Raw genomic sequence first — 25,121 nt, 5'->3', positions numbered from 1 at the left:
AGGTCATGCCCGGCTGCGGACGGCCGGGCGGGCATATACTCCGAAGTTATGGCAGCAGGAGTGCAGATGCCCGGTGCGTTGCAGACACGCGAGGCATTGCTCGACGCCGGCGCGGCGCTGGCGGAGCAGCACGGCCTGGGCGGCCTCAGCGTGAACATGGTGGTCGCGCGGGCCGGAGTGGCCAAGGGGACGTTCTACGTCCACTTCAAGGACCGGGCGACGTTCGTCGACGCCATGCACGCGCGCTTCCACGCCCGGGTGCAGGAGGCCGTCGACCAGGCGATCGCGGGACTGGCGCCCGGGGCCGAGCGGATCTTCCGCAGCACCGAGGCGTACCTCGACGTGTCGATCGCCAACCGCGGCGTCAAGGCGCTGTCGCTGGAGGCCCGTTCGGACCCGACCGTGCAGGGCTCGATGGCCGCCCGCCGGGAGCGGCTGGCGGCGGCGGGCGTGGCCGACCTGAAGGTGATGGGCTGGGACGACGCCGAGGCCGCCGCGCAGTTGATCGCGGCGATGACCCGGGAGATCTCGGTGCTGGAGTTCGACGCCGGGCGCCCGCTGCCGGCGTCGCGGCGCGTGCTCAAGCGTTTCCTCGGCATCTGAGGACCGCGGGCCGCCGCACCCGTCCGGAGCGGCACCCCGTTCGTGCGGCGCGGCACCCCGTTCGTGCGGCGCGACCGCACCCTCCCCCGGCGGGACCCCGCAGCCGTCCGGCGTCCGCGGCCGCCGGCGCACCGCTCCCGGCATCCGCGGTCCGGCGCCAGCCGCGCTTTCCACCCCTTCCGCGCATCCGCCGACCGGAAGCCGCGCCTCCGCGGCCGCTCCGCCACCGGTCGCCGTGGAAAGGCTTTCCCGGGCGTCGCACCGTGCAGCGAAGGCCGCACCGGAGGCTCGCCGCGTACGCGTCGGCCCCCCGGAGAACGGCGGGTGCGATGGTTCCGCGACCGACATGGGCTGTCTCCTTCGCTGCCGTGTCCCACCACATCCGCGAGCACCCCGACCGCCGCGGACACCGGTCCCCGGTGTTCACGGGAACGGCCCGCCCGCACTCGTCCCCCCGCCCGCTTCCGCCGGCCTCCCGCCCGTTTCTGCCCGCGTTCTGCCCACGTTCTGCCGCCGTTGTGCCGCTGTTCTGCCTGCCTTCCGCGGCAACCGTCTTTGCCGAACGGTCCCGCAAAGAGGGAAACGCAAAGCGAACTTCCGGAATGGTCACGGTAGAACATTGGAAAGTAAATAGTCAACCAAAAGAAGCTGCGGATACCGACGTGATTTCCCTGTTCAATCTGCCGAAATTGGACAAAATCCCAGGAACTCCGGGCGGCCGCGCATGTATGCGCGCCGTAGCGAATGCTACGGACAGTGATTTCCGTGACACCCGCCGCCGATCCTCCGCGCGGCAAGCATGCCACCTGACCTGCGCCGGTGTGGGGACCCCGGCTCATTTGTTTACGCGCCGGTTACAGAAGAGGTCTCCCGGCGCTCGGCGGTGGGACGAGCAGGAAAAACCCTAGACTTGAGTCAGCGGTCGGAATCCGGTTTGCGGTGGGGCTGGTTTTTGGGATTTCTGTATGGGAGTCTAGACCAATAAACGGCCGGAGCCTTGGCTGAGCATGCGGGGAGGCTAAATCGTGTCGGCGGCACAAGATGCGATCACTGGGACGAATACTTGCTCACCTGAGCAGGCTGACGACGTGTACAGACTCTGGTCGCTGTTCGACAACTCGTCCGCGCGCATTGCGCACGTGGATCTCGGCCTCCGCCTGATAGGGAGCAACGCCGGCTTCGCCGACGTGTTCGGACTGTCGGTCAAGGAGCTGCCGGGGGTGTCCCTCGTCGACCTCGTGCACGTCCGCGCCAGGGACGCGCTGACGCAGCGGCTGCTCTCGCTGGCGCGTGGTGAGCGCAGCCGGTTCAGCGACCGTGTCGCCGCGTTGACCTGCACAGGGCGGGCCAGCACCGCCCTGACCGGCATCGCGGTGACGAACGACGAGGGACGCATCGATTCGCTCGTCGTCCTGCTGGAGTTGGAGCCGGAGGCCGGGACCGACGGCGCCCCGCCCGCACCGACCGGGCTGCGGAAGCCGCTGACCAGGATGGAAGCCCTGGTGCTGGAGGGTGTGGCGGCCGGCATGTCCACCGTTCAGCTCGCTTCGAAGCTTTTCCTGAGCCGTGGTGGAGTCGAATATCACGTCAGTGCGCTGATGAAAAACCTCGAAGCGGCCAATCGATCCGAGCTGGTCTCCCGAGCCTATTCGGCCGGCCTGTTCCGTATGGGCAGTTGGCCGCCGCTGGTGACCGAGGGATTCGTGGAGTAGCGCCGCACCGTGCCGGGCTGGAAAGCTGTCCCCCCACGCGCCACGAACGGGCGGTGGCCTCCCGGCCGCCCGCCCGCGGCAGGCGTGCGCGGTGGGGGCGGGACGTTCGGGGCCGGTCGCGGTCGACCCCGTCGAGGGGGGTCCGGCCCCGGTCCGGACGGTCACCGCAAAGGCGCTCGGGAGGGTGAAGTGCATCGCGACTGGCGACCCGCAGGAACGGGGCCTGCCTTCTTCGCGTGCGTGCCGGGACATTGCCGCAGGGCGGTCATGCAGAAGGAATGCGTCTGATCCATGGCGATGTACGAGACCGGCGGACCGGCCGGCCACGGCGATCCCGGATATCCGCGGGTCGCCGACGAAGGCGCGCCGGATCGCACCGAACGCTCGGCTGCCGTGCGGCACGGCAGAGCCGGGGCAGGAGCGCGCCGCGAGCCGGACCGCGGCAGACGCCCCCCGTGCCGGGTGACGGGCCCTCAGGGCGCTCCCCGCGGCGAGCGGCACCCGACCCGGTGGCGGCGGTACGCCGGCCGGGTCCGGGGAAGAAAAGGGACTTCCGGGAGAACCGACACCGATGTGTCCGTAGTCCTTCATGGGGAGACATGTCGGTCCGGATCGCCGTCACGGCCGGGTTGACGACGAAAGCACCCGGTACGGTGGCTCCTCCGCGTCGCGGGAGGCCACGAGAGAGCGTCACGTCACGACAGTCTTCGCATCACCTTCGTTCACTGGGCGAGCAGGGGAGAAGCAATGACAGAGGCACTCGTCTCCGAGATCGGCAAGGGCGGTCAGCAGGAGATCCTCCGGTCGCTGTTCGAGCGGTCCGGCATGTGCATGGCCAAGTTAGACACCGGCTTCCGGCTGGTGGAGGTCAACACCGAGTTCTCGGGCCAGTTCGGCTGCCGGCCCGCGGAGTTGGGCGGACGTTCCTTCGTCGAGCTGCTGCACGCCGACGCCCGGACCCTGGTCAGCCGGCAGTTCTCGCGGCTGCTCGCCGACCAGGGGTCCCGTTTCACCGAGCCGGCGGTGGCGTTCCGCCAGAAGGACTCGACCGTCTTCAGCGGGGAGCTGACGGGCTTCACCGTCGGTGGTGACGGCGGCGAAGCCGACGGCCTGATGGCCCTGGTGTGCCCCGAGGGCGGTACCCGGCTGTGCCCCTCGCCGATGACGCACCGGCTGGTGCTGACCGACATCGAGGCACGCATCCTGGAGGGGGTGGCGCTCGGCATGTCGACCGTGAACCTGGCCTCGATGCTGTACCTGAGCCGTGGCGGCATCGGCTACCACGTGGACACCCTGATGCGTAAGCTCAAGGTCAAGAACCGGCCCGCTGTGGTCTCCAAGGCATACTCCATAGGTCTCATCCGCCCGGGCTGGCCGCCCCGCGTCTATCCCTACTAGGTCCGCTCCGGTGCGTTCAGGTCAGGGGGGCGGGAACCGCGTCCTCGTCGAGGAGCGGCTCCCCGCTGGGGCGCAGCATCACGTAGGTGAACACGATGCCCACCGCGACCAGGCCCGTCGCCACCCAGAGGCCGACGTGGTAGCCGCTGAGGAAGGACTGCGACGCGCTCGATCCGGACCGCAGTTCGGACGCCTGCTTGGACCGCAGCACGGCCCCGATGATGGTGATGCCGAGCAGGCCGGCCACCTCGCGGGCGTCGTTGAGCAGCGCCGAGGCGACCCCCGCCTGCGCCTTCGGGGTGTTGTGCATCACGGCGTTCGTCATCGGCACGTTCATGATGCCCATGCCGCCGCCCAGCACGATCAGACAGGGCAGCAGGGAGGCGAAGGTCGAGTGCTCGTCGTGCATGTTCAGCATGATGAGACCGACCGTCATCATCACCATGCCGAGCGAGACGGTGCGGAACCCGCCGATCCAGCTCTCCATCAGCGTGGAGAAGCCGGCGAACGCGGCGAGGGCGAACGCCATCGGGACGAAGAGCACGCCCGACTTCAGGGGGGAGAAGCCGAGGACGTCCTGGAGGTACATCGAGGTGAAGAAGTAGATGGCCAGGGCGCCGAAGGCCCAGATCATCTGGGTGCTGATGCCGCCGGTGAACTGGCGGATGCGGAACAGCCCCAGGTTCACCATGGGTTCGGGGGTGCGGGTCTCGAAGACGAAGAAGGCCACGGTGGCGATCGCGGCGATCACGAAGGCCGTGACGATCTCCGGCGCGCCCCAGCCCGCGTCGTTGCCCTCGATCAGCGCGTAGGTGACCGCGAACAGGGCGACCGCGGAGGTGATCAGCCCGCCGACGTCCAGGACGTTGCCGGAGTCGGAGGACCTGGACTCGCGGACGGTCCTGGCGCTGAGCGCGAGCGTCACCACGCCGACCGGCACGTTGATCAGGAAGATCCAGCCCCAGCGGATGTTCTGGGTGATCAGGCCGCCGGTCACCGGGCCCAGGGCGAGGCCCAGGGCCGCACTCACCGTCCACAGGCCGATCGCGCTGGTGCGCTCCTTCAGGTCGGTGAACGTGGCGGTGATGATGGCCAGCGTGGCCGGCGTCAGCAGGGCGGCTCCGATGCCCTGTACGGCCCGACTCCCGATCAGCATGCCGCCGTTGCCGGCCAGGCCGGCCGACAGCGAGGACAGCGTGAAGACGGTGAGGCCGATCATGTACAGCCGGCGGCGACCGTAGGCGTCGGCGAGGCGGCCGCCGGCCAGGAGCAGGCCGGCCAGGGTGAGCAGGTAGCTGCTCACGATCCATTCCAGCCCGGCCTCCGACAGGTGGAGGTCACGCTGGATGGTGGGAATCGCGACGTTGATGACGTTCAGGTCCAGGTAGGTCATGAACGTGGCCAGGCTGACCGCGAGTAGGGACCACCACCGCAGCGGGTCCGGGGCTTCCCCGGGCGTTTCGGTGTCTTGTGCCTGGTCGCTTGCCGACTCCATGCTTGATGTCACAGGGCCTTGTTCCCTTCCGCGTCGAGCCGTCGCTTCCGCGCTGCTCGTGCGTTGATGTACCTGAGGGTGTCTCGGGTCGCCTGCCTCACGGAGTCTAGCATGTGACCGACCGGTCGGTCACGCTCTGTGGGACGGGGAACCGTGCGGATGGTCGGGGAGCGTGCGCAGAACCCCACGGGCGTGATCCATGCCCGTGGGGTTCTGACGCGAGAGGTCGACGACGCCGGTGCTCCGGGCTCGTCAGATGGGCAGGAAGCGGCCGGTGCGCGCGATGTACTCGCGGTACTCGCCGCCGAACTCGGACTGGGACAGCCGCTTCTCCTCCCGCATCGCGGTCGCCGTCAGCCGGCCGATCGCGTAGAGCAGCGGCAGCAGGGTGCCCAGGTGCGGGAACATCGCGAAGGCGCCGAGGAACCCGAGCAGGAACGACGAGTAGAACGGGTGCCGGATCTTCGAGTACGCGCCGTACGTCACGATCGACACCGGCGCGTCGTCCTCCTGGTGCCACAGCGCCAGCGGCACGCGGTGGGTGCCGAGCGTGAAGAACATCAGGGCGATCGACGCGCCGGCGAGCACCGCGCCGATCGCGGTCAACGTCGTGATCGCCTTGCCCATGCTGAGCCACGAGTGCCAGTGCGCCAGGCGCGCGGCGATCAGGAACGGGGGGACGACGAAGAAGGGGGCTCCGGTCAGCCACCAGCCGAGGTTGAAGCTGCCGCCCTTGAAGAAGACCCGGGGCAGCACACCGATCACCACGAAGTCGGCGAGCACCAACACCATGACGGGAACGTTCACTTGACTTCAGCCTCCGAAAACGGACGGGTACCGGCCACGGCAGCCGGCAGGGGGCGGGGGGTCACGCGGCCGAGTCCTGGAGCAGCTTGACGAGTTCGCCGAGGCTGTCGATCTCGCGGAGGCGGGCTTGGGTGAACACGGCGTCGAACTCCTCCTGGAGGTCGACGATCATCTCGACCAGCATGAAGCTGTCGGCGGCCAGGTCCTTGATCAGGGTTTCCGGCGTGAGGTCGCTCGCGGGTACGCGCAGTACCCCGGCGACCCGCTCGGCCACGGTCTCGAAGCTGATCGTGTTGGCGGGCATGGGCTCCCTCGCAAGACGGGCGGCGACTGTGAGCCAGCCGCCGAGGTGTCGGGCTGAAACGTGCTGGTACGCCGGGTCGTTCGCCCGGTAGTCGCGGAGCATCCGCGTCGCGTTGGCCGGATCGGCCTTGAACAGGGCCTCCTTGACCGTCCACAGCCGCAGGAGGTCGTCGTGGGGCTCGTCGTCCCGCAGGTAGAACCGCGCCGTCGCCGGGCGGACCGGCTGGTCGTGCTCCAGGTCGACGCCGACGCCGTCGGCGGCGCCGCCGACGAGCACCGCGGCCACCCCCGCGCGGTCGGTGTGCGTCACCGAGGCGCGCGGGTGCGGGAAGCGGTACCCGGCGGGGTCACCGGGCAGACCGGCCACGGCCGCCGCGATCCGCAGCGCGTGCCGGCCGGCGCGGGGCCGGTTCACCGTGGCGACGAGGACCCGGATCACTGGGCGGCGAAGCGTTCTTCGAACTCGGCCATGGCCTTGCCGTAGATCTCGACGTCGGCCGCGGTGTAGCGGGCGAGGGTGTCCTCGATCTCCTGCTTGCCGTAGCGCTGTTCCATGTCCTGGAGGGCCTCGCGGACGTAGCGCACGTGCCACCGCTCGTCGAGCATGATCTTCTCGATGGTGGCCCGCACCGGCGCCGGGGTGTTCGCCTCGCGCAGGTGCTGGTTGTAGTGGCCGATGGTCCGCTTCTCGAACACCAGCGTGATGGCCATGACCTCCATCAGACTGGCCGGCACACCGACCGCGTCCATGTACCGGTCCTGGTACGCGTCACGCATCGGGATCGCCCGCTGGTCCAGCGAGTCGATGCAGTTCGTCCAGTACGAGGCGTGCGCCGACTCGTCCGCGAAGTGGTGCGTCACGTCCTTCTGCAACGGGCCGCGGATCGTCCGCGCCACCCGCCCGAAGAACATCGCCCCGCTCATCTCGGACGACCGGTAGAAACTCGCTATCCACAACTCGTTCTCGGACAGTTGGATGTCACTCACGAGGTCCTCTCCCATCGGGTGTGCACAAGGTCTGCTACGACACGTGCCACTTGGCGACCACCTCCGCGGCGAGCGCGGACAGGTCGGGCCACGACCGGGGGTCCTCGCCGTGGGTGCCCAGGACCGCCGCCAGCCAGCGTTCGAGTCCGAAGGCGACACACGCGGTGTGCGCGTCCTGCCCGTCCCTGGTGATGCCGAACGCCTCGCCGAAGTGCTCGTGGTGCAGGTTCACCGACGAGATCGCCAGGTCCCCGTACGTCGCCTCGCGCTTGACCGGGCTCAGCTTCTGCATCAGGAACGCCGGGTTCTGCTCCGGCTCGAAGAACGGGTCGGTCGCGTGCTCCCACTCCACGTCCAGGCCGGCGAGGTCGAACAGCTGCGTGACCGCCTCGGTGGTCCGCTGCGCGAAGTGCGCGGTCTCCTTGCCGGTGCCCACGCAGACGATCTCCCGCATGGTGAACGACCACTGGCGGCGCAGCGGCACGTAGACCGTCTCGCGCCGGTAGCAGGTGTTCACCGTGGTCAGGTAGAGCGGCTCGTCGAGGGACTCGCCCTCGTGCGCCGGGTAGAGGTGGTAGCACGCGGCCGGGGTGAGGATCTCGGTGGCCGGGCCCAGGAAGGGCCGCGGGTCCTGGTCCGGGTCCTTGGCGAAGTCGCCGACGGTGGCCGGGTCGAGCCCGACCGCCAGGGTGGCCTGGTGCGGGAACGACCGCAGGTAGCCGGTCCGGTTCAGCACCTCGGACGGCAGGGTGGACGGATGGCGCTCGGCCTCCGCCCCCCACACGCCGGCCAGTTGGACGAACGCCGCGTCGGCGTTCGCGGCCAGCCGCAGCAGGTCCCCGGAGAGGGACACCTGCCCCGAGGCGTGCCAGCGCATCACGACGACTTCCCGAAGCGGGTCGCCAGCGTGTCGATGTCGCGGAAGTCCGTCGGGCGCAGGTCCTCGACGTCGATGGGCGTGCCCCGCAGCCGCTCCATCAGCAGCAGCAGCTCCGGGATGTGGACGGAGCGCAGGGTGCGGTCGGCGAAGATCGGGCTGTGGTCGGTGACCTGGACCCCCGACTTCTCGTTGACCCACGCACGCAGCTCGGCGCGGAAATCCGGCTCAGAAAGCATCGACGGGCTCCTCGGGAAGGATCTTTTCGGTGGCGAGGAAGCCGAGGCACTTGGCGGTGACCGTGCGCCGGTGCTCCCGCTGCGCCGGCGACTGCCAGGCGGCTTCGGCTACTTCCCACGGGTCGGCGAGGCCCGCGTCCGCGTAGACGTCGGGGTTGTAGTACTCCCGCCAGCTACTGGTGATGAACGCCGCGAGGTAGCCGCGCACGTCCTCGACCGTCTGCGCGTCCCAGTCCTTCGTCCGCCACAGCTCGGTGACCAGTTGGCGCCCGAAGATCAGGTGCCTGGCCTCCTCCACGTGGTGGTTGCGGTTGATGTACCGGGCCACCGGGTGCAGCCGCTCGTCGCGCGCCTGGAGCCAGTTGTAGTGGTCCACGATCTCCTCGAAGATCATGGTCTTCGCGAAGAAGAGGAAGTCGCCGACGTCGCGCGGCACCTCCTCCTCGTTGACGGAGAACTGGCGGCTGCGGTACACCCGGGCGTACCGGGTGCAGAAGCCGCCGAAGAAGATGCTGTGCTTGTTCTCCTCGTCGAGGAAGTGGTGCAGGTAGTCCGCTACCTGGATCATTTCCTTGCGGTAGAGCCGCTCGGCGAGGCCGGCCATCAGGCCCTTCTCGCCGTGGATGTTGAGGCTGTAGAAGTTCACCGCCTCGTAGAACGCCAGCCGCTTGTGGTCCGCCTCGGACAGCTTGTCCCACTGCGGGGTGCCGGCCAGGCTGAGCAGCTCGGGGGAGGAGAACCAGTCGACCTCGGGGTCGACCTGCTCCGGCCAGTCCAGGGCGGTGTACGGGTTCTGGTACGAGTGCTGGGACACCTCGCTGAGCCGCCGAGCCACCGCCGCCACGGATTCCGCGAGGCTCATGTCTCGTCTCCCGCGCGCCCATGCAGCCGATCACTCATGTCGCCTCCAGAGACGGAAAATGCAGCGCCGTCGCGGTTTTTCACGCCGTTGAGCGTCAGGTAGGACTTGGACGAATCGATATCGAGAGGTTCCACCATCGAGCTCCCGTCTTCGTGCCAGGTCTGCCGCCTGGCTCCGCGAATTGTGTGGCCGGAATCATCGATGGGGCGAGCGTAGGCCGGGTGACTCAGGCAAATCCCTAGTCAATATCGGAGCCGTCTCGTGCAGGATGGAGCTCATGTCGATACTTGGGTGGCTGAGTGCGCCGTCTCCCGGCCGCGGCGTGTGGTTCGCCGGGGAACGTGACGGCTGGGAGCGGGTGGAGTACGCCGAGCTTGCCGAGGACGCCCGCAGGGTGGCGGCGGACCTGGCCGCGCGGGGCGTGGGCGGTGGGGACGTCGTCGCGATCGCCCTGCCGGGCAGCCGCGACGGTCTGGCCGCGCTGTTCGGCGCGTGGGCCGCGGGCTGCTGCGCGACGATGCTCCCGGTCCCGGGATACGGCGCGGGCGCGGAGTACACCGCGCACACCGCCGCGATCCTCGACCAGGCGCGTCCGGCGGTGACGTTCGCCGACGCCGAGTCGGCGCCCCTGCTGGAGGGCGTGACGCAGGTCAGCGAGGTGCGGAGGGACGCGGCCGAGCCGGCGGAGCTGCGGGAGCCGGGCCGGGTCGCGGTGCTGCAGTTCACCTCCGGCACCACCCGCAGCCCGCGGGCCATCCAGGTCACCTGGGACAACATCGTCGCGAACTTCGCCGTCCTCTACCGCTGGATGGAGTGGAAGGACGGCGACGGGATGGCCTCCTGGCTGCCGTTCAACCACGACATGGGCCTGCTGGCCTGCGTGATGACCGCCGCGCGCCAGGGCGACCTGTGGCTCATGCGGCCCGACCAGTTCATCCGCGGCCCCGAACGCTGGCTGTCGTGCCTGGGCACCGGCAAGGCGGCGCACGCCGGGGCGCCGTCGTTCGGCTTCGGCTACGTCGCGCGCCGGCTGCGGCCGGAGCAGTGGGCGAAGTTGGACCTGTCCGGGTGGCGGTCGGCGATCGTGGGCGGGGAGGTGCCCGACCCCGGCGCGCTGCGCGCCTTCGCCGCCGCGGCCGCGCCGTCCGGGTTCGACCCCGCCGTGATCCACCCCGCCTACGGGCTGGCGGAGAACACCTCCGCGGTCACCGCCGGCGCGGTGGGCCGCCCCGGCCGGGTCGCGCGCCCGGACTGGGCGAAGATGCAGTTCGGCGAGCCGGTGGACGTCCTGGAGACCGGCCTGCTGCTGCCGCCGCCCGGCGCGGTGACCCCCGAGGCCGGCGACGGCACCGGCTGGTTGGCCGGGCAGGGGTGGCCGCTGCCCGTCGACGGGGTGGAGGTCGAGATCGCGGACGCCGACGGAAAGGCCCTGCCCGAGGGCTCGCTCGGCGAGATCGTCATCAGCGGCCGCTCGGTCACCGACGGCTACGTCGGCGAGGAGCCGTTCGAGGGGGTGCTGCGCACCGGCGACGCCGGCTTCGTGCACGACGGTGACCTGTACGTCCTGGGCCGCATGGGCGACAGCCTCAAGGTCCGGGCCCGTACCGTCTACGTCGAGGACCTGGAGTTCAAGGCCCGCGAGGCCGCCGGCCTCAACCGGCTGGCCGTGGTCAGCATGAGCGACGCCGGCCGCCCCGGCATCGCCGTCTTCGCGGAGGCCGAGCCGGGCCCCTGGGCCGACAAGGTCACCCAGGCGCTGCGCACCGAACTCGGGCCCGACCCCGAGATCGCCGTCATCGTCGGCGAGCACGGCCTGATCCGCCGCACCTCCAGCGGCAAGCCGCAGCGGCGCGCCATGTGGCAGCTCTGGTCGGCCGGGAAGCTGCCCGGCACCCGGCTCGTCTGACCCTTGCGGGGGCCGGCGCCGCCCGCCCCGCGCCGCCAGCCTCGCGGCGGTCGCCGCGCACGTCCGTACGACCCGGCCGGACTCGCCGTCGGCGCACACCGCCGACGGCGGGTCCGCCGTGTTTCCCGGCCCGGCGCGAAACCCGGGAGGGGCGTTCTCCGGTCCGGTCCGGTCCCGTTACTGACTAGGGATTTGCTTGAACCGCCGGACCTATGCTCGTCCCATCGATGATTCCGACCACACAATTCGCGGAGCCGGACAACGGCCCGGCGCGAAGACGGGAGCGCGATGGTGGAATCCCTCTACATCGATTCGTTCAAGTACGCGCTCGGCGAACGGAAAAGCCACGTCGACGATTCCGCGGCGGCGGGCAGGCTTTTCTCCTCCGCGGAGGACATGAAGGCGGCGGGATTCCGCTGGCACTACATGTGTGAACCGGAAACCTCGGCCTACGACCTGGCCTGCGCCGCGGTCCGCCCGATAGCGGACAAGGCGGCCGGCGCCGACGCCATCGTGTACGCCACCTGCCTGCCGCTCAACGCCAACGTGGGCAGCGACGAGGAGTGGCGCACCACCCGGGACGTCAAGCACCTGATGGACTTCCCGGTCAGCCGGCTCCAGGCGGACTTCGAGCTGGACGGCGCGATCGCCATCGGCCTCAACCAGCAGGCGTGCACCTCGATGCTCGGCTCGCTGCGGATCGCCGGCGCGATGCTCGCCACCGAGCCGTCGTGGCAGCGCGTCCTGTGCGTGACCGCCGACCGGTTCCCCGAGAACGCGGTCTACGAGCAGGCGTACAACGTGATCTCCGACGGCGCGGCCGCCTGCGTCGTCACCAGGGAGCCGAGCGAGGGCGCCTTCCGGCTCGTCGCCAGCCACCAGATCACCAACGGCGGTCTGGGCATGGCGAGCGACGACGAGACGGTCGGCAGCTACTTCAGCTACATGCACCGGCTGATCGCCCAGACGCTCCAGCGGGCGGACATGAAGGCCACCGACCTGGACTGGGTGGTCACCCAGAACACCAACGACGTGGCCTGGACGGTCCTCGCCCACCTCTTCAAGATCGACACCGAGAAGGTGGTGAGCGTCACGCTGCCCGAGGCCGGGCACGTGATCTCCGCCGACAACGTCTTGAACCTCGCCGCGCTCGTGGAGTCCGGACGGATCAGGTCCGGTGACCGGCTGCTGCTGACGATGGCCGGGTTCGGCCTGAACTGGCAGGCCACCATCCTGGAGGCGGTGTGAGCGACCAGCGCCGGCCCTCGAACGAACCCGCCTGCCCACCGCAGGAGTTCCGCCTCGTCCGGCACGAGGCGGTCTGCCGCGTCCGCCTCCCGGAGGTGACCGAGTCATGACCGTCCTGGTAACGGGCGCCGCCGGCTACGTGGGCGGACTGCTCGTCAAGGCACTGCGCGAGCACGGCGGTTACGGCGACGTGCTCGCCTACGGCCGCGCCGAGGCCGACCTCACCGTGCCCGGCGCGCTGGACGGCGTCCCGACCGCCGGCATCACGCACATCGTGCACACCGCCGCGGTCACCAAGTTCGCCGTCGACAAGGAGACCGCCGAGGCGGTCAACATCGGCGGCACCCGGCAGGTCGTCGAACTGGCCCAGCGCTGCCCCGACCTGGAGCGCGTCGTCCTGCTCTCGACCCTGTACACCGCGGGACTCGCCGTCGGCGACATCGCGGAGGAGCCCGCCGGCCCCGTCCTGGAGCCGCGCGCCGCCGGACGGTCCGACGACGACCCGGACGCCGTCCACTTCGCCAACTACTACGAGTGGTCCAAGCACGCCGCCGAGCGCCTGGTCCTCGACAGCGGGCTGCCCGCCACCATCGCACGGGTGCCCACGATCATCGCCGACGACGACACCGGGCACGTCAGCCAGTACAACGCGGTGCACAACACGCTCAAGCTGCTCTACTACGGCCTGCTGTCGCTGATGCCCGGCCTCTCCGACATCCCGGTGTCGCTGGGGACGGGGAAGTTCACCGTCGACGCGACGATGGCGCTGCTGTCCGCGGAGCCCGGCTACTACCACGTGTGCCCGGACCTGGAGCAGACCCCGCGGCTCGGCCGGATCGTGGACCTGATGTTCACCGCGTTCGAGCAGGACAGCAGCTTCCTGCGGCGCCAGATCCTGCGCCCGCTGCTGGTCGACGAGGCGGCTTTCGCCAACCTGATCAACGGGCTCCGCACCCTGCCGCACGGACCGGTGCTCGACGCGCTGGAGTCGGTCTCGCCGTTCTCCGCGCAGCTCTTCCGGCCGAAGGTCTTCACCAACACCCGGCTGCACAAGGCGTGGCCCGGCTACCAGGCGCCCGACCCCGACGCGCTGGTGTCGCAGACCGCCGAGTACCTCGTGCGCACCCGCTGGGGGAGGACCTCGTGAGTGACATCCGACTGTCCGAGAACGAGTTGTGGATAGCGAGTTTCTACCGGTCGTCGGAGATGAGCGGGGCGATGTTCTTCGGGCGGGTGGCGCGGACGATCCGCGGCCCGTTGCAGAAGGACGTGACGCACCACTTCGCGGACGAGTCGGCGCACGCCTCGTACTGGACGAACTGCATCGACTCGCTGGACCAGCGGGCGATCCCGATGCGTGACGCGTACCAGGACCGGTACATGGACGCGGTCGGTGTGCCGGCCAGTCTGATGGAGGTCATGGCCATCACGCTGGTGTTCGAGAAGCGGACCATCGGCCACTACAACCAGCACCTGCGCGAGGCGAACACCCCGGCGCCGGTGCGGGCCACCATCGAGAAGATCATGCTCGACGAGCGGTGGCACGTGCGCTACGTCCGCGAGGCCCTCCAGGACATGGAACAGCGCTACGGCAAGCAGGAGATCGAGGACACCCTCGCCCGCTACACCGCGGCCGACGTCGAGATCTACGGCAAGGCCATGGCCGAGTTCGAGGAACGCTTCGCCGCCCAGTGATCCGGGTCCGAGGCCGGTCCGGCCGACCCGCCGCACACCGCTCCCGGCCCCAACGCCACCGCCACATCAGGCAACTTGAGGAGTCAGCGCATGGATGCAAACGAGATTCTGGGGGAGCTTCTCACCCCTGAGGGCCGGGACGACCCCTACCCGCACTACGCCGCCGCGCACGGGCTGGGCCCGGTCGCCCCGCTCGGCGACAAGCTGTGGATGGTGCCCGGGTACGACGCGATCAACGAGACGCTCCGCGCCAGCGAGTTCGGCCCCTGGGACGACCGGTACAACCGGCTGTTCACCGCCGCCGAGTGGAAGCTGCACCCGTCGGTCGTCGCCCTGACCAACAGCATCCTGGACACCAACCCGCCGGACCACACCCGGATGCGCGACGTGATGGCCCGGGCGTTCAGCGCCCGCCGGGTCGCCGCGCTCGAACCGATGATCCGGCAGATCGCTCGGGACCTGCTCGACGAGATGGCCGACGCGACGTCGGACGGCTCCCCGGTCGACTTCATGGACCGCTTCGCCTTCAACCTGTCCGTCGGCGTCGTCGGCGAGCTCTTCGGCATGCCGAAGGAGGACTGGCCGCGGTTCAAGCAGCTTGCCAACGACTGGACCCTGGTGTTCGAGGTGACCCCCACCGAGGAGGACACCCTCATCGCGGACACGGCGTACGCCGAGTTCGAGAAGTACTTCCAGGACCTGGTGGCCCGGCGCCGCACCGAGCCGGGCGACGACCTGGTGAGCGCGGTCGTGCAGATCACCGACCAGGAGAACGCGCCGCTGACCGCGGAGGAACTCGTCTGCAACCTCGGCGTGGTGCTGGCCGCGGGGATCGAGACCACCACGCACATCTTCGGCAACGGCCTCAACCTGCTCTTCAAGCACCCGGAGGTCGCCGCGGGGCTGCACGCCAAGCAGATCGCCGCGGACAACTTCGTCGAGGAGGTGCTGCGCTTCGACTCGCCGGTGCAGCTCATCGCCCGCGTCGCCCGCGAGGACGCCGAGATCGCCGGCACCCGCATCCCGATGGGCGAGTGGGCCCTGCTCGCGCTCGGCGCCGGCAACCGCGACCCCAAGCGCTACAAGGACCCCGACCGCTTCGACCCGACCCGCACCGCCATCCAGCCGGTGTCCATGGGCGCCGGCATCCACCACTGCCTCGGCGCGCCGCTCGCCCGGCTGGAGGGCACGGTGGCCTTCACCGAACTGCTCGACCGGTTCCCCGACGTCGCGCCGGCCGGTGAGCCGACCCGCCGGGACCGGCTGACGATCCGCGGTTACGAGAACCTGCCCGTGACCCTCCGCTGACCGCGAGGGCGGCAACGCCCGGCTCCTCCGGCAGCCGTGCCCGGCGAGCCGCGCACGGCGGCCGGAGGCGCCGCGGGCCGGCCCGGCAGCACACCGGAAGCGTTCCCGGCTCCAGTCCCGTCCTGGCACTGGTCGGACCTTAGTGGAGATAGTGATGACTGAATCCCCCACTGCTGGCGGACCGGATATCGCCGTGGTCGGCATCGCGTGCCGGCTGCCGGGAGCCTCCACCCCGGAGGAGCTCTGGGACCTGCTGCGCGAGGGCCGCGACGCCATCGGCAGGGCGTCCGAACGGAACCGGACCACGGCTCCCGACGGGCCCGACTGGCCGGGCGGCTTCATCGACGACGTCGACGCGTTCGACGCCGCGTTCTTCGGCGTCTCGCCGAACGAGGCGGCCGCGATGGACCCGCAGCAGCGGGTCATGCTCGAACTGTGCTGGGAGGCGCTGGAGGACGCCGGCATCGTCCCGGCCGACCTCGCCGGCGGCCGCGCGGGCGTGTTCGCCGCCAGCATCGCCAGCGACTACGCCACGCTGATGGCCCGCCAGCAGGGCCGGTTGTCCCGCTACACGCTCACCGGCCTGAACCGGGGGATCATCGCCAACCGGGTCTCCTACAGCCTGGGCCTGCGGGGGCCGAGCCTGACCGTCGACTCCGCGCAGTCCTCCTCGCTGGTCTCGGTGCACCTGGCCGCGGAGAGCATCCGGCGAGGCGAGGCGGACCTCGCCCTGGCCGGCGGGGTCAACCTCATGCTCGACCCGGGCACCACCGCCATGACCGAGCAGTTCAACGCGCTGTCCCCCGACGGGCGCTGCCACACCTTCGACGCCCGCGCCAACGGCTTCGTCCGCGGCGAGGGCGGCGCCGTCGTCGTGCTCAAGGGGGCGGACCGGGCCCGCGCCGACGGCGACCGGATATACGGCCTGATCCTGGGCAGCGCCGTCAACAACGACGGCCTCACCGACGGCCTGACCGTGCCCAGCGAGCAGGCGCAGCGCGACGTCATCCGCGACGCGGTGAGGGCCGCGGGCGTCCGGCCGGACGACGTCCAGTACGTCGAGCTGCACGGCACGGGCACCAAGGTCGGCGACCCGATCGAGGCGGCGGCGCTGGGCGCCGCGCTCGGCACCGGCCGGCCGGCGGACCGGCCGCTGCGCGTCGGCTCGCTGAAGACCAACATCGGCCACCTGGAAGGCGCGTCCGGCGTCGCCGGGCTGCTGAAGGTACTGCTCAGCATCGAGCGCCGCCACGTCCCGGCCAGCCTCAACTACGAGCACCCCAACCCCGCCATCCCGCTGGCCGAGCTGGGCCTGAGCGTCCAGGCCGCGCAGGGGCCGTGGCCGGACGAGGGGCGCCGGCTGGTCGCGGGCGTCAGCTCGTTCGGCATGGGCGGCACCAACTGCCACCTCGTCGTGGCCGAGCAGCCCGCGGGCGGGCCGGCCGGGCCGGCCCCCGCCGACATCCCTGCCGAGGCCCCTGCCGAAGCCCCCGCGGACGTCCCCGCCGACATCCCGGCCGACGTCCCCGCCGACCACATCGCCGCGCACTCCTGGCCGCTGTCCGCCCGCACCACCCCGGCGCTGCGCGCGCAGGCCGCCCGGCTGCGCGCGCACGCCGCGTCGGGGCCCGAGGTGCCCACCGCCGACACGGCCCGGGCGCTGGCCACCACGCGCCAGGCGTTCGAGCAGCGCGCCGTCGTCCTCGGCGACGACCACGCGGAACTCCGCGCCGGCCTTCACACCCTCCAGGCCGGAGACCAGGCCGCCAACGTGGTCGAGGGCACCGCCCGCGCCGTCGGCGGGACGGTCTTCGTCTTCCCCGGGCAGGGATCGCAGTGGCCGCGGATGGCCCGCGACCTGCTGGACACCTCGCCCGTCTTCGCCGAGCACCTGACCGCGTGCGCCGAGGCCCTGTCCGCGTACCAGGACTGGTCGGTGCTCGACGTGGTGCGCGGGGCGCCGGGCGCGCCGTCGCTGGACCGCGGCGACGTGGTGCAGCCGGCGCTGTTCGCGGTGATGGTCGCCCTGGCCCGCCTCTGGCAGGCCCAGGGCGTGGCCCCGGCAGCCGTCATCGGGCACTCCCAGGGCGAGATCGCGGCCGCGCACGTCGCCGGCGCGCTGTCGCTGTCGGACGCCGCCGCCGTCGTCGCGCTGCGCGGCCAGGCGCTCAAGGCCGTGGCCGGCCTCGGCGGGATGGTGTCGGTGGCCGAGCCGGTCGACGCCGTCCGCGAGCGGATCGCCGGCTACACCGGACTGCTCGGCGTGGGCGCGGTCAACGGCCCCGGCAGCACGGTGGTCTCCGGCGACCCCGCCGCCCTCGCGGAACTGATGTCCGCGTGCCGGGCCGACGGCGTCCGCGTCCGCGAGGTCCCGATCGACTACGCCTCCCACTCGCCGCAGGTCGACGCCATCGAGCAGGACCTGCTGCGGCTGCTCGCCCCGATCCGGCCCCGGCGCGCGGACCTGGCCTTCTACTCGACCGTCACCGGCGGGCTGCTGGACACCACCGAGCTGACCGCCGCCTACTGGTTCCGCAACCTGCGCCAAACGGTCGAGTTCGAGCCGGCCGTCCGTGCCGCGCTCGCCGACGGCAACCGCGCCTTCGTCGAGACCAGCCCGCACCCGGGACTGGTCGGCAGCATCGGGGAGACGCTGCGGGACGCCGACGTCAGCGACGCGCTCGTGACCGGCACGCTGCGCCGCGGCCACGGCGGCCTGCGGCAGTTCCTCACCTCGGTCGCCCAGTACCACGTGCAGGGCGGCGCGCTGGACTGGGCACCGGCGCCGGGCACCGGCCGCCGGGTCCACCTGCCGACCTACGCCTTCCAGCGCGAGCGCTTCTGGTTCGGCGCCGCCACCGGGAACGCCACGGCCCCGGCGGGAACGCCCCTGCCGCTCCCGGCCGCACCGGCCCCCGCCGGCCCGCGGCCCGCCGCCGGTGCGCCGGAGGACACCGCCGCGGGCACCGCCCCGCGCACCGAGGACCTGGTGGGCGTCGTCCAGAAGGCGACCGCCATCACCCTCGGGCACGCCTCACCGGACGCCGTCGACGTCTCGCGCACCTTCAAGGACCTCGGCCTCGACTCCGGGGCCGCCCTCGAACTGCGGGGCCGGCTCGCCGCCGCCACCGGCCTCGAACTGCCGGACACGCTGGTCTTCGCGCACCCGACGCCGGACGCGCTCGCGCGCCACCTGCGTGCCGAACTCGACGGGGGCGCAGCCTCCGTCCAGCCGGCCGCGCAGCCGTCGGTGAGCACGGAACCGCTGGCGATCGTCGGTATGGCCTGCCGCTACCCCGGGGACGCCGACTCGCCCGAGTCCCTGTGGGATCTCGTCGCCGGCCGGCGGGACGCGATCGGCGAGTTCCCCGCCAACCGCGGCTGGGACCTGGCCGCGCTGTACGACCCGACCCGGGGCCGCTCCGGCACGTCGTACACCCGCAACGGAGGGTTCCTCTACGACGCGGACGAGTTCGACCCGGACTTCTTCGGCATCAGCCCCCGCGAGGCCACGGCCATGGACCCCCAGCAGCGGCTGCTGCTGGAGACGGCCTGGCAGGCGCTGGAGGACGCCGGCATCGACCCCGGCTCGCTGCGCGGCGGCCAGGTCGGCGTGTTCACCGGCGTGATGGGCCAGGACTACGGGCCGCGGCTGCACGAGCAGGCCGACGGCTACGACGGCTACCTGCTGACCGGCAACAGCCCGAGCGTCGCCTCCGGACGCGTCGCGTACGCGCTCGGCCTCCAGGGCCCCGCCGTCACCGTGGACACCGCCTGCTCCTCGTCGCTGGTGGCGACACACCTGGCCGCGCAGGCGCTGCGCAACGGCGAGTGCTCGCTCGCGCTGGCCGGCGGCGCCACCGTCATGTCCACCCCCGGGATCTTCGCCGAGTTCAGCCGGCAGGGCGGCCTCGCCCCCGACGGCCGCTGCAAGGCGTACGCGGCCGCCGCCGACGGCACCGGGTGGGGCGAGGGCGCCGGGGTGATCGCGATCGAGCGGCTGAGCGACGCCCGGCGCAACGGCCACCGCGTCCTGGCGGTGCTGCGCGGCTCGGCGATCAACCAGGACGGCGCCTCCAACGGCCTGACCGCGCCGAACGGTTCCGCCCAGCAGCGGGTGATCGGGCAGGCACTGGCCGCGGCCGGGCTGCGGCCCGACGAGGTGGACGCGGTCGAGGGCCACGGCACGGGCACCAAGCTCGGTGACCCGATCGAGGCCGAGGCCCTGCTGGCCGCCTACGGCCGCGGGCGGGACGCGGAGAGCCCGCTGTGGCTCGGCTCGATGAAGTCGAACATCGGCCACACCCAGGCGGCCGCCGGTGTCGCGGGCGTGATCAAGATGGTGCAGGCGCTGCGGCACGAGGTGCTGCCGGCCACGCTGCACGTCGACGCGCCCTCCGGCCACGTCGACTGGGCGTCGGGCGCGGTCCGGCTGCTGACCGACGCGCGGCCCTGGCCGGCCGGGGAGCGGGTGCGCCGCGCGGGCGTGTCGTCGTTCGGGATCTCCGGCACGAACGCGCACGTCATCCTGGAGGAGGCCCCGGCGGGTGCCGAGGAGCCGGATCAGGGGGCGGGCGGGGGATGTCCCGCGGTGCCGGCGCTGGTGCCCGTGCCCGTGCAGGTGCTGGTGTCGGCGAAGGACGAGGCGGGGCTGCGGGCGCAGGCGGGTCGGTTGCGGGAGCACCTGATCGCGCGGCCTGGGCTGGGCCTGGCGGACGTCGGGTACTCCACGGCGACCACGCGGGCGCACCTGGAGTACCGCGCCGCGGTGTCGGCCGCCGACCGCGACGGGCTGCTCGCGTCGCTGGCCGGCCTGGCCGTGGGCGACGCGGGGTCGGGCGTGGTCGAGGGCCGCGCGCACACCGGGAAGACGGTGTTCGTGTTTCCGGGGCAGGGGGCGCAGTGGGTGGGGATGGCGGTGGGGTTGTTGGAGTCCTCTGCGGTGTTCGCGGGGGAGGTGGCGGCGTGTGATGAGGAGTTGGGGCGGTTGGTGGGGTGGCGTGTGGTGGATGTGTTGCGGGAGGTGGTGGGTGCGCCGTCGTTGGAGCGGGTGGATGTGGTGCAGCCGGTGTTGTTCGCGGTGATGGTGGGGTTGGCGGCGGTGTGGCGTTCGGTGGGGGTGGAGCCGGATGTGGTGGTGGGGCATTCGCAGGGGGAGATTGCGGCGGCGTATGTGGCGGGTGGGTTGTCGTTGGGTGATGCGGTGCGGGTGGTGGCGTTGCGGTCGCGGTTGGTGGGGGAGCGGTTGGCGGGGTTGGGGGGGATGGTGTCGGTGGGGTTGTCGGTGGGTGAGGTGGAGGGGTGGATCGGTCGGTTCGGGGGTCGGGTGTCGGTGGCGGCGGTGAACAGTCCGCGGTCGGTGGTGGTGTCGGGTGAGCCGGGCCCGCTGGACGAACTGCTGGAGGAGTGGAGGCAGGAGGGGGTGCGGGCCCGGAAGGTCCCGGTGGACTACGCGTCGCACTCGGCGCAGGTCGGGGTGATGGAGGGGGAGTTGCTGGAGGTGTTGGCGCCTCTTGTGCCGCGGGCGGGTCGGGTGCCGTTCTACTCGACGGCGGTGGGTGGCTTCGTGGGCACGGAGACGTTGGACGGCGGGTACTGGTATGCGAACCTGCGCGGCCAGGTCGGCTTCGAGGAGGCGGTCCGGTCGCTGGCCGGGCAGGGGGTCGGTGCCTTCCTGGAGATGTCGCCGCATCCGGTGCTGGTCTCGGCGGTGAGCGAGACGGTGCAGGAGGTGGAGGGCGGTGATCTGGTGCGGGTGGTCGGGTCGTTGCGGCGTGGTGAGGGGGGACCGGGCCGGTTCGCGATGTCGCTGGCCGAGGCGCATGTGGCGGGGGTCGGTGTGGACTGGGCCGCGTTCTACGCGGGGACCGGTGCCCGGCGGGTGGACCTGCCGGGCTACGCGTTCCAGCGGTCGCGCTACTGGCTGCCCGTACGGGCGGGCGGCGGCGACCTGGCCGGGTCCGGCCTGGCGCGGTTCGGGCACCCGATGCTGTCGGCGGCGGTGCGTGTCGGCGACCGCGACGAGTGGGTCTTCGCCGGGCGGGTGTCGCAGGAGGCCCAGCCGTGGACGCGGGACCACGCCGTGTTCGGCATGGTGATCGTCCCCGGCGCGGCGCTGGCGGAGCTGTCGTCGGCGGTGGGTGCGCACCTGGACTGCCCGGTCGTCGAGGAACTGGTGCTCCAGGTCCCGCTGCTGCTGTCCGAGGACGGCGGGCTGGACCTCCAGGTCATGGTGGGCGCGCCGGACGAGGACGGGCGCCGGGACATCGCGGTCTACACCGCGCCGGGTGAGGGCGCCGGACAGGAGGGCGTCCAGCCCACCTGCCACGCGCGCGGCAAGCTCGGCTCGGAGGTCGAGTCCCCCGCGGTGCGGTTCCCGGCGCAGTGGCCGCCGCAGGGTGGCGCCGCCGAGCCGGTCGAGGGGCTGTACGAACGGCTGGCGGAGGCGGGCTACGAGTACGGGCCGCTCTTCCAGGGCCTGCGGGCGGCCTGGCGCGACGGCGACCGGGTCTACGCCGAACTCGCCCTCCCGGAGGAGGACGCCGGCTCCGCCCAGGGCTTCGGCATCCACCCGGCGCTGCTGGACGCCGCGCTGCACGGCAGCCTGATGGACGCGCGGGCCGGCTCGCAGGTGGGCCTGCCGTTCGCGTGGTCGGGGATCAGGACCGGGCAGGCGTCCGGGACGCGGGCCCGGGTCATGATCACCCCGGCCGGAGACTCCGCGGTCCGCATCGACATGGTCGACGACGCGGGGGCGGTGATCGCGGCGGTGGACTCCGTCGCCTTCCGTCCCGTCGACCAGGCGCAGTTGGAGCGCGCCCAGGGCGGCGGGCAGGACAGCCTGTTCACGGTGGAGTGGGTCCCGGTCCGCGCGTCCGAGGCGGCCGCGGCGGTGCCGGTGGCGGTGCTCGGCGACCTGGCCGGGGCCGGGGAGCGCCACGCGGACCTCGGTGCGCTGACCGGCGCGGTGGCGGCGGGCGCGGCGGCGCCGGAGGTGGTCGTCGCCGCGGTCGGGACGGCGTCGGCCGCCGGCGGCGAGGCCGGTGCGGCGCGTGCCGTGGCGGCGGGCACGCTGGCGCTGGTGCAGGAGTGGCTGGCCGCCGACGCGCTGTCGGGGGCACGGCTGGTGCTGGTGACCCGGGGCGCGATCTCGACCGCCGGGGAGGTGCCGGACGTCGCGGCGGCCGCCACCTGGGGCCTGGTGCGCAGCGCGCAGTCCGAGCACCTGGACCGGTTCGTCCTGGTGGACCTCGACCCGGCCGGCGACGGCGGCGACGCCGCGGGGGCCGCGCCGGACTGGGCCGCGCTGGCGGGCCTCGGCGAGTCGCAGGTGGCGGTGCGTGAGGGACGGACGCTGGCGCCCCGGCTGGCCCGTGCGGGAGCCCCCGCGGTGCCCGCCGAGGGCCCGTGGCGGCTGGCGCCGGTCGCCAAGGGGTCGTTGGAGGGTCTGAAGCTGGTGCCCTCCGGCGCGGACCGCCCGTTGGAGGCGGGTGAGGTCCGGGTCGCGGTGCGGGCGGCGGGTCTCAACTTCCGCGACGTGCTGATCGCGTTGGGCGTCTACCCGGGTGACGCGCCGCTGGGCAGCGAGGCCGCGGGTGTCGTGCTGGAGACCGGGGCCGACGTCACCGACCTGGCACCGGGCGACCGCGTGATGGGTCTCGTCCTCGAGTCGTTCGGCACGGTGGCCGTCGCCGACCGGCGGATGGTCGCGCCGGTCCCGGACGGCTGGTCGTACGCACAGGCGGCCGCGGTCCCGATCGTGTACCTCACCGCCTACTACGGGCTGGTGGACCTCGGCGGGTTGGCGGCCGGGGAACGGGTGCTGGTGCACGCGGCGGCCGGCGGTGTCGGGATGGCGGCGGTGCAACTCGCCACGCACCTGGGCGCGGAGGTCTACGCGACCGCCAGCCCGGCGAAGTGGGAGGCCGTACGCGCCCTGGGCGTGCCGGCGGAGCGGATCGCCAACTCCCGCGACCTCGACTTCGCGGAGACCTTCGCCCGTGCCACGGACGGCAAGGGCGTGGACATGGTGCTGGACGCGCTGGCCGGCGAGTTCGTCGACGCGTCCTTGAGCCTGCTGCCGAACGGCGGCCGGTTCCTGGAGATGGGCAAGGCGGACATCCGCGACCCGCGGGAGATCGCCGAGACCCACCCGGGCGTGCGGTACCGGGCGTTCGACCTGTTCGAGGTCGACCCCGAGCGGCTCGGGGAGATGCTGGGCGAGGTGCTGGACCTGTTCGCCCGGGGTGTGCTGGCGCACGCGCCGGTGCGGACCTGGGACGTGCGCCGGTACGCGGAGGCGTTCCGGTTCCTGCGCGAGGGCCGCAACACCGGCAAGGTGGTCCTCACCGTGCCGGGGCCGCTCGACGCGGACGGCGCGGTGCTGGTGACCGGTGGCACCGGCGGTCTGGGCGCACTGGTCGCCCGGCACCTGGTCACGGTCAACGGCGCCCGGCACCTGGTGCTGGTGTCCCGGCGCGGCCCGGAGGCGCCGGGCGCGGCCGAGCTGGCCGCGGAGCTGGAGGACCTCGGCTGCCGGGTGCGGGTCGCGGCCTGCGACGTGACGGACCGCGGGCAACTGGCGGACCTGCTCGCGTCGTTGGACGTCCCGCTGACCGGGGTCGTGCACGCCGCCGGCATCCTGGACGACGGCGTCGTCGCGTCCCTGACGCCGGAGCAACTGGACCGGGTGATGCGGCCCAAGGTCGACGCGGCGCTGCTGCTCGACGAGTTGACCGCGGACGCGGACCTGAGGTCGTTCGTCCTGTTCTCCTCGGTCGCCGCCCTGATCGGCAACCCCGGACAGGGCAACTACGCCGCCGCCAACGCCGTCCTGGACGCTCTGGCCGCGCGGCGCCGGGCGTCCGGGCGGCCGGCGGTGTCGCTGGCCTGGGGCCTGTGGGAGACCCGCACCGGGATGACCGGCGAACTGGGCGAGGCCGACCTGACCCGGCTGAACCGGCTGGGCCTCCAGCCGCTGCCCACGGAGCTGGGACTCGAACTGCTGGACGCCGCCCAGCGGGTGGACGCCGCGCTGGTGGCGCCCGTGCAGTTGGACCTGTCCTCGATCCGGGCCCAGGCCCGGCAGGGCATGGCGCCGCCCCTGCTGGCCGGACTCGTACGGGTCCAGGTGCGGCAGTCCCGCACCGCGGCCGGCGGCGGGGGCGGGTCGCTGGCCTCCCGGCTGGCCCAGGTGGGGCAGGAGGACTGGGAGCAGGTGACGCTCGACCTGGTGACGGCGCAGGTGGCGGCGGTGCTCGGGCACGCGTCGGGGGCCGCGGTGGACCCGGCCCGGGCGTTCAAGGAGCTGGGGTTCGACTCGCTGTCCGCGGTCGAACTGCGCAACCGGCTCACCCAGGCGACCGGACTCAAACTGCCGACCACGCTCGTCTTCGACCACCCCACCGCGATCGCCGTCACCCGGTACATGATCCCGGTCGCGATGCCCGGCGCCGTGCCGAACGGCCGTCGCACGTCGGAGGAGGACGAGATCAGGGACGTGCTGACGTCGATCCCGATCGGCCGCCTCCGGGCGGCGGGGCTGCTCGACGCGCTCCTCGAGCTGGTGAGCAACGCCTCGGACGACGGGTCGCCGGAGGAGGACAGCGGCTCGTCGATCGACGAGATGGACGCGGCGGCTCTGATCCGGATGACCGAAGAGACCGCAGTTTAGGCACAAAG

At 72.1% G+C, this 25,121-nt stretch carries 17 protein-coding genes; 9 read left to right on the top strand and 8 right to left on the bottom strand.

Annotated features, from left to right (window positions below):
- Positions 1 to 48 precede the first annotated feature (48 nt).
- The 3 genes from RVR_RS09720 (at position 49) to RVR_RS09710 (ending at position 3,713) form a co-directional block, all read left to right on the top strand.
- Complete coding sequence (locus RVR_RS09720) at positions 49 to 603, top strand: TetR/AcrR family transcriptional regulator (RefSeq protein WP_237404663.1); 555 nt, start codon at positions 49 to 51, stop codon at positions 601 to 603.
- A 1,088-nt stretch (positions 604 to 1,691) separates the two neighbouring features.
- Positions 1,692 to 2,315 (top strand): LuxR C-terminal-related transcriptional regulator, encoded by a 624-nt coding sequence (locus RVR_RS09715; RefSeq protein ID WP_202233452.1) that lies wholly within the window; start codon positions 1,692 to 1,694, stop codon positions 2,313 to 2,315.
- Between the two features lie 747 nt (positions 2,316 to 3,062).
- The gene (locus tag RVR_RS09710; protein WP_202233451.1) at positions 3,063 to 3,713 is read left to right on the top strand and encodes a PAS domain S-box protein; all 651 of its coding nucleotides are present in this window, start codon (positions 3,063 to 3,065) and stop codon (positions 3,711 to 3,713) included.
- Positions 3,714 to 3,729: 16 nt separating this feature from the next.
- Here the strand turns inward: RVR_RS09710 and RVR_RS09705 are convergent, their stop codons facing one another.
- The 8 genes from RVR_RS09705 to RVR_RS09670 all read right to left on the bottom strand — a co-directional run bounded on the left by RVR_RS09705 (position 3,730) and on the right by RVR_RS09670 (position 9,420).
- Positions 3,730 to 5,208, bottom strand: a complete 1,479-nt coding sequence (locus tag RVR_RS09705) for an MFS transporter (RefSeq protein ID WP_202233450.1) — start codon at positions 5,206 to 5,208, stop codon at positions 3,730 to 3,732.
- A 252-nt stretch (positions 5,209 to 5,460) separates the two neighbouring features.
- A complete protein-coding gene (locus RVR_RS09700; RefSeq protein WP_202233449.1) occupies positions 5,461 to 6,015 on the bottom strand; it encodes a methyltransferase family protein in 555 nt (184 codons plus the stop codon).
- Between the two features lie 61 nt (positions 6,016 to 6,076).
- Positions 6,077 to 6,733 (bottom strand): phosphopantetheine-binding protein, encoded by a 657-nt coding sequence (locus tag RVR_RS09695; RefSeq protein WP_202233448.1) that lies wholly within the window; start codon positions 6,731 to 6,733, stop codon positions 6,077 to 6,079.
- 20 nt (positions 6,734 to 6,753) lie between these two features.
- On the bottom strand, positions 6,754 to 7,305 hold the full coding sequence (locus RVR_RS09690; RefSeq protein WP_202233447.1) for a ferritin-like domain-containing protein: 552 nt from the start codon (positions 7,303 to 7,305) through the stop codon (positions 6,754 to 6,756).
- Between the two features lie 34 nt (positions 7,306 to 7,339).
- Entirely contained in the window at positions 7,340 to 8,182 is an 843-nt protein-coding gene (locus tag RVR_RS09685; RefSeq protein WP_346731506.1) for an aminoacyl--tRNA ligase-related protein, read from the bottom strand.
- Complete coding sequence (locus RVR_RS09680) at positions 8,182 to 8,421, bottom strand: hypothetical protein (protein ID WP_202233445.1); 240 nt, start codon at positions 8,419 to 8,421, stop codon at positions 8,182 to 8,184. Before RVR_RS09680 ends, RVR_RS09685 begins: the two co-directional genes overlap by 1 nt.
- Complete coding sequence (locus tag RVR_RS09675; RefSeq protein WP_202233444.1) at positions 8,411 to 9,283, bottom strand: diiron oxygenase; 873 nt, start codon at positions 9,281 to 9,283, stop codon at positions 8,411 to 8,413. Before RVR_RS09675 ends, RVR_RS09680 begins: the two co-directional genes overlap by 11 nt.
- Positions 9,280 to 9,420 (bottom strand): hypothetical protein, encoded by a 141-nt coding sequence (locus RVR_RS09670; RefSeq protein ID WP_202233443.1) that lies wholly within the window; start codon positions 9,418 to 9,420, stop codon positions 9,280 to 9,282. The genes RVR_RS09675 and RVR_RS09670 overlap by 4 nt, the downstream gene beginning before the upstream one ends.
- A 140-nt stretch (positions 9,421 to 9,560) precedes the next feature.
- Between RVR_RS09670 and RVR_RS09665 the strand changes: the two genes are divergently transcribed.
- The 6 genes from RVR_RS09665 (at position 9,561) to RVR_RS09640 (ending at position 25,113) form a co-directional block, all read left to right on the top strand.
- Entirely contained in the window at positions 9,561 to 11,189 is a 1,629-nt protein-coding gene (locus RVR_RS09665) for an AMP-binding protein (protein ID WP_202233442.1), read from the top strand.
- A gap of 288 nt (positions 11,190 to 11,477) precedes the next feature.
- Entirely contained in the window at positions 11,478 to 12,437 is a 960-nt protein-coding gene (locus RVR_RS09660) for a 3-oxoacyl-[acyl-carrier-protein] synthase III C-terminal domain-containing protein (protein WP_202233441.1), read from the top strand.
- Positions 12,438 to 12,543: 106 nt separating this feature from the next.
- A complete protein-coding gene (locus RVR_RS09655; RefSeq protein ID WP_202233440.1) occupies positions 12,544 to 13,584 on the top strand; it encodes an SDR family oxidoreductase in 1,041 nt (346 codons plus the stop codon).
- On the top strand, positions 13,581 to 14,132 hold the full coding sequence (locus tag RVR_RS09650; RefSeq protein ID WP_202233439.1) for a ferritin-like domain-containing protein: 552 nt from the start codon (positions 13,581 to 13,583) through the stop codon (positions 14,130 to 14,132). The genes RVR_RS09655 and RVR_RS09650 overlap by 4 nt, the downstream gene beginning before the upstream one ends.
- A 90-nt stretch (positions 14,133 to 14,222) precedes the next feature.
- Positions 14,223 to 15,440 (top strand): cytochrome P450, encoded by a 1,218-nt coding sequence (locus tag RVR_RS09645; RefSeq protein WP_202233438.1) that lies wholly within the window; start codon positions 14,223 to 14,225, stop codon positions 15,438 to 15,440.
- Between the two features lie 154 nt (positions 15,441 to 15,594).
- Positions 15,595 to 25,113, top strand: a complete 9,519-nt coding sequence (locus RVR_RS09640; RefSeq protein WP_202233437.1) for a type I polyketide synthase — start codon at positions 15,595 to 15,597, stop codon at positions 25,111 to 25,113.
- Positions 25,114 to 25,121: the final 8 nt, after the last annotated feature.

This window comes from Streptomyces sp. SN-593, from assembly GCF_016756395.1.
GTDB classification, from domain to species: Bacteria; Actinomycetota; Actinomycetes; order Streptomycetales; family Streptomycetaceae; genus Actinacidiphila; species Actinacidiphila reveromycinica.
Note: the sequence above shows the minus strand (reverse complement) of the source record. Positions and strands in the feature narration are given on the sequence as shown.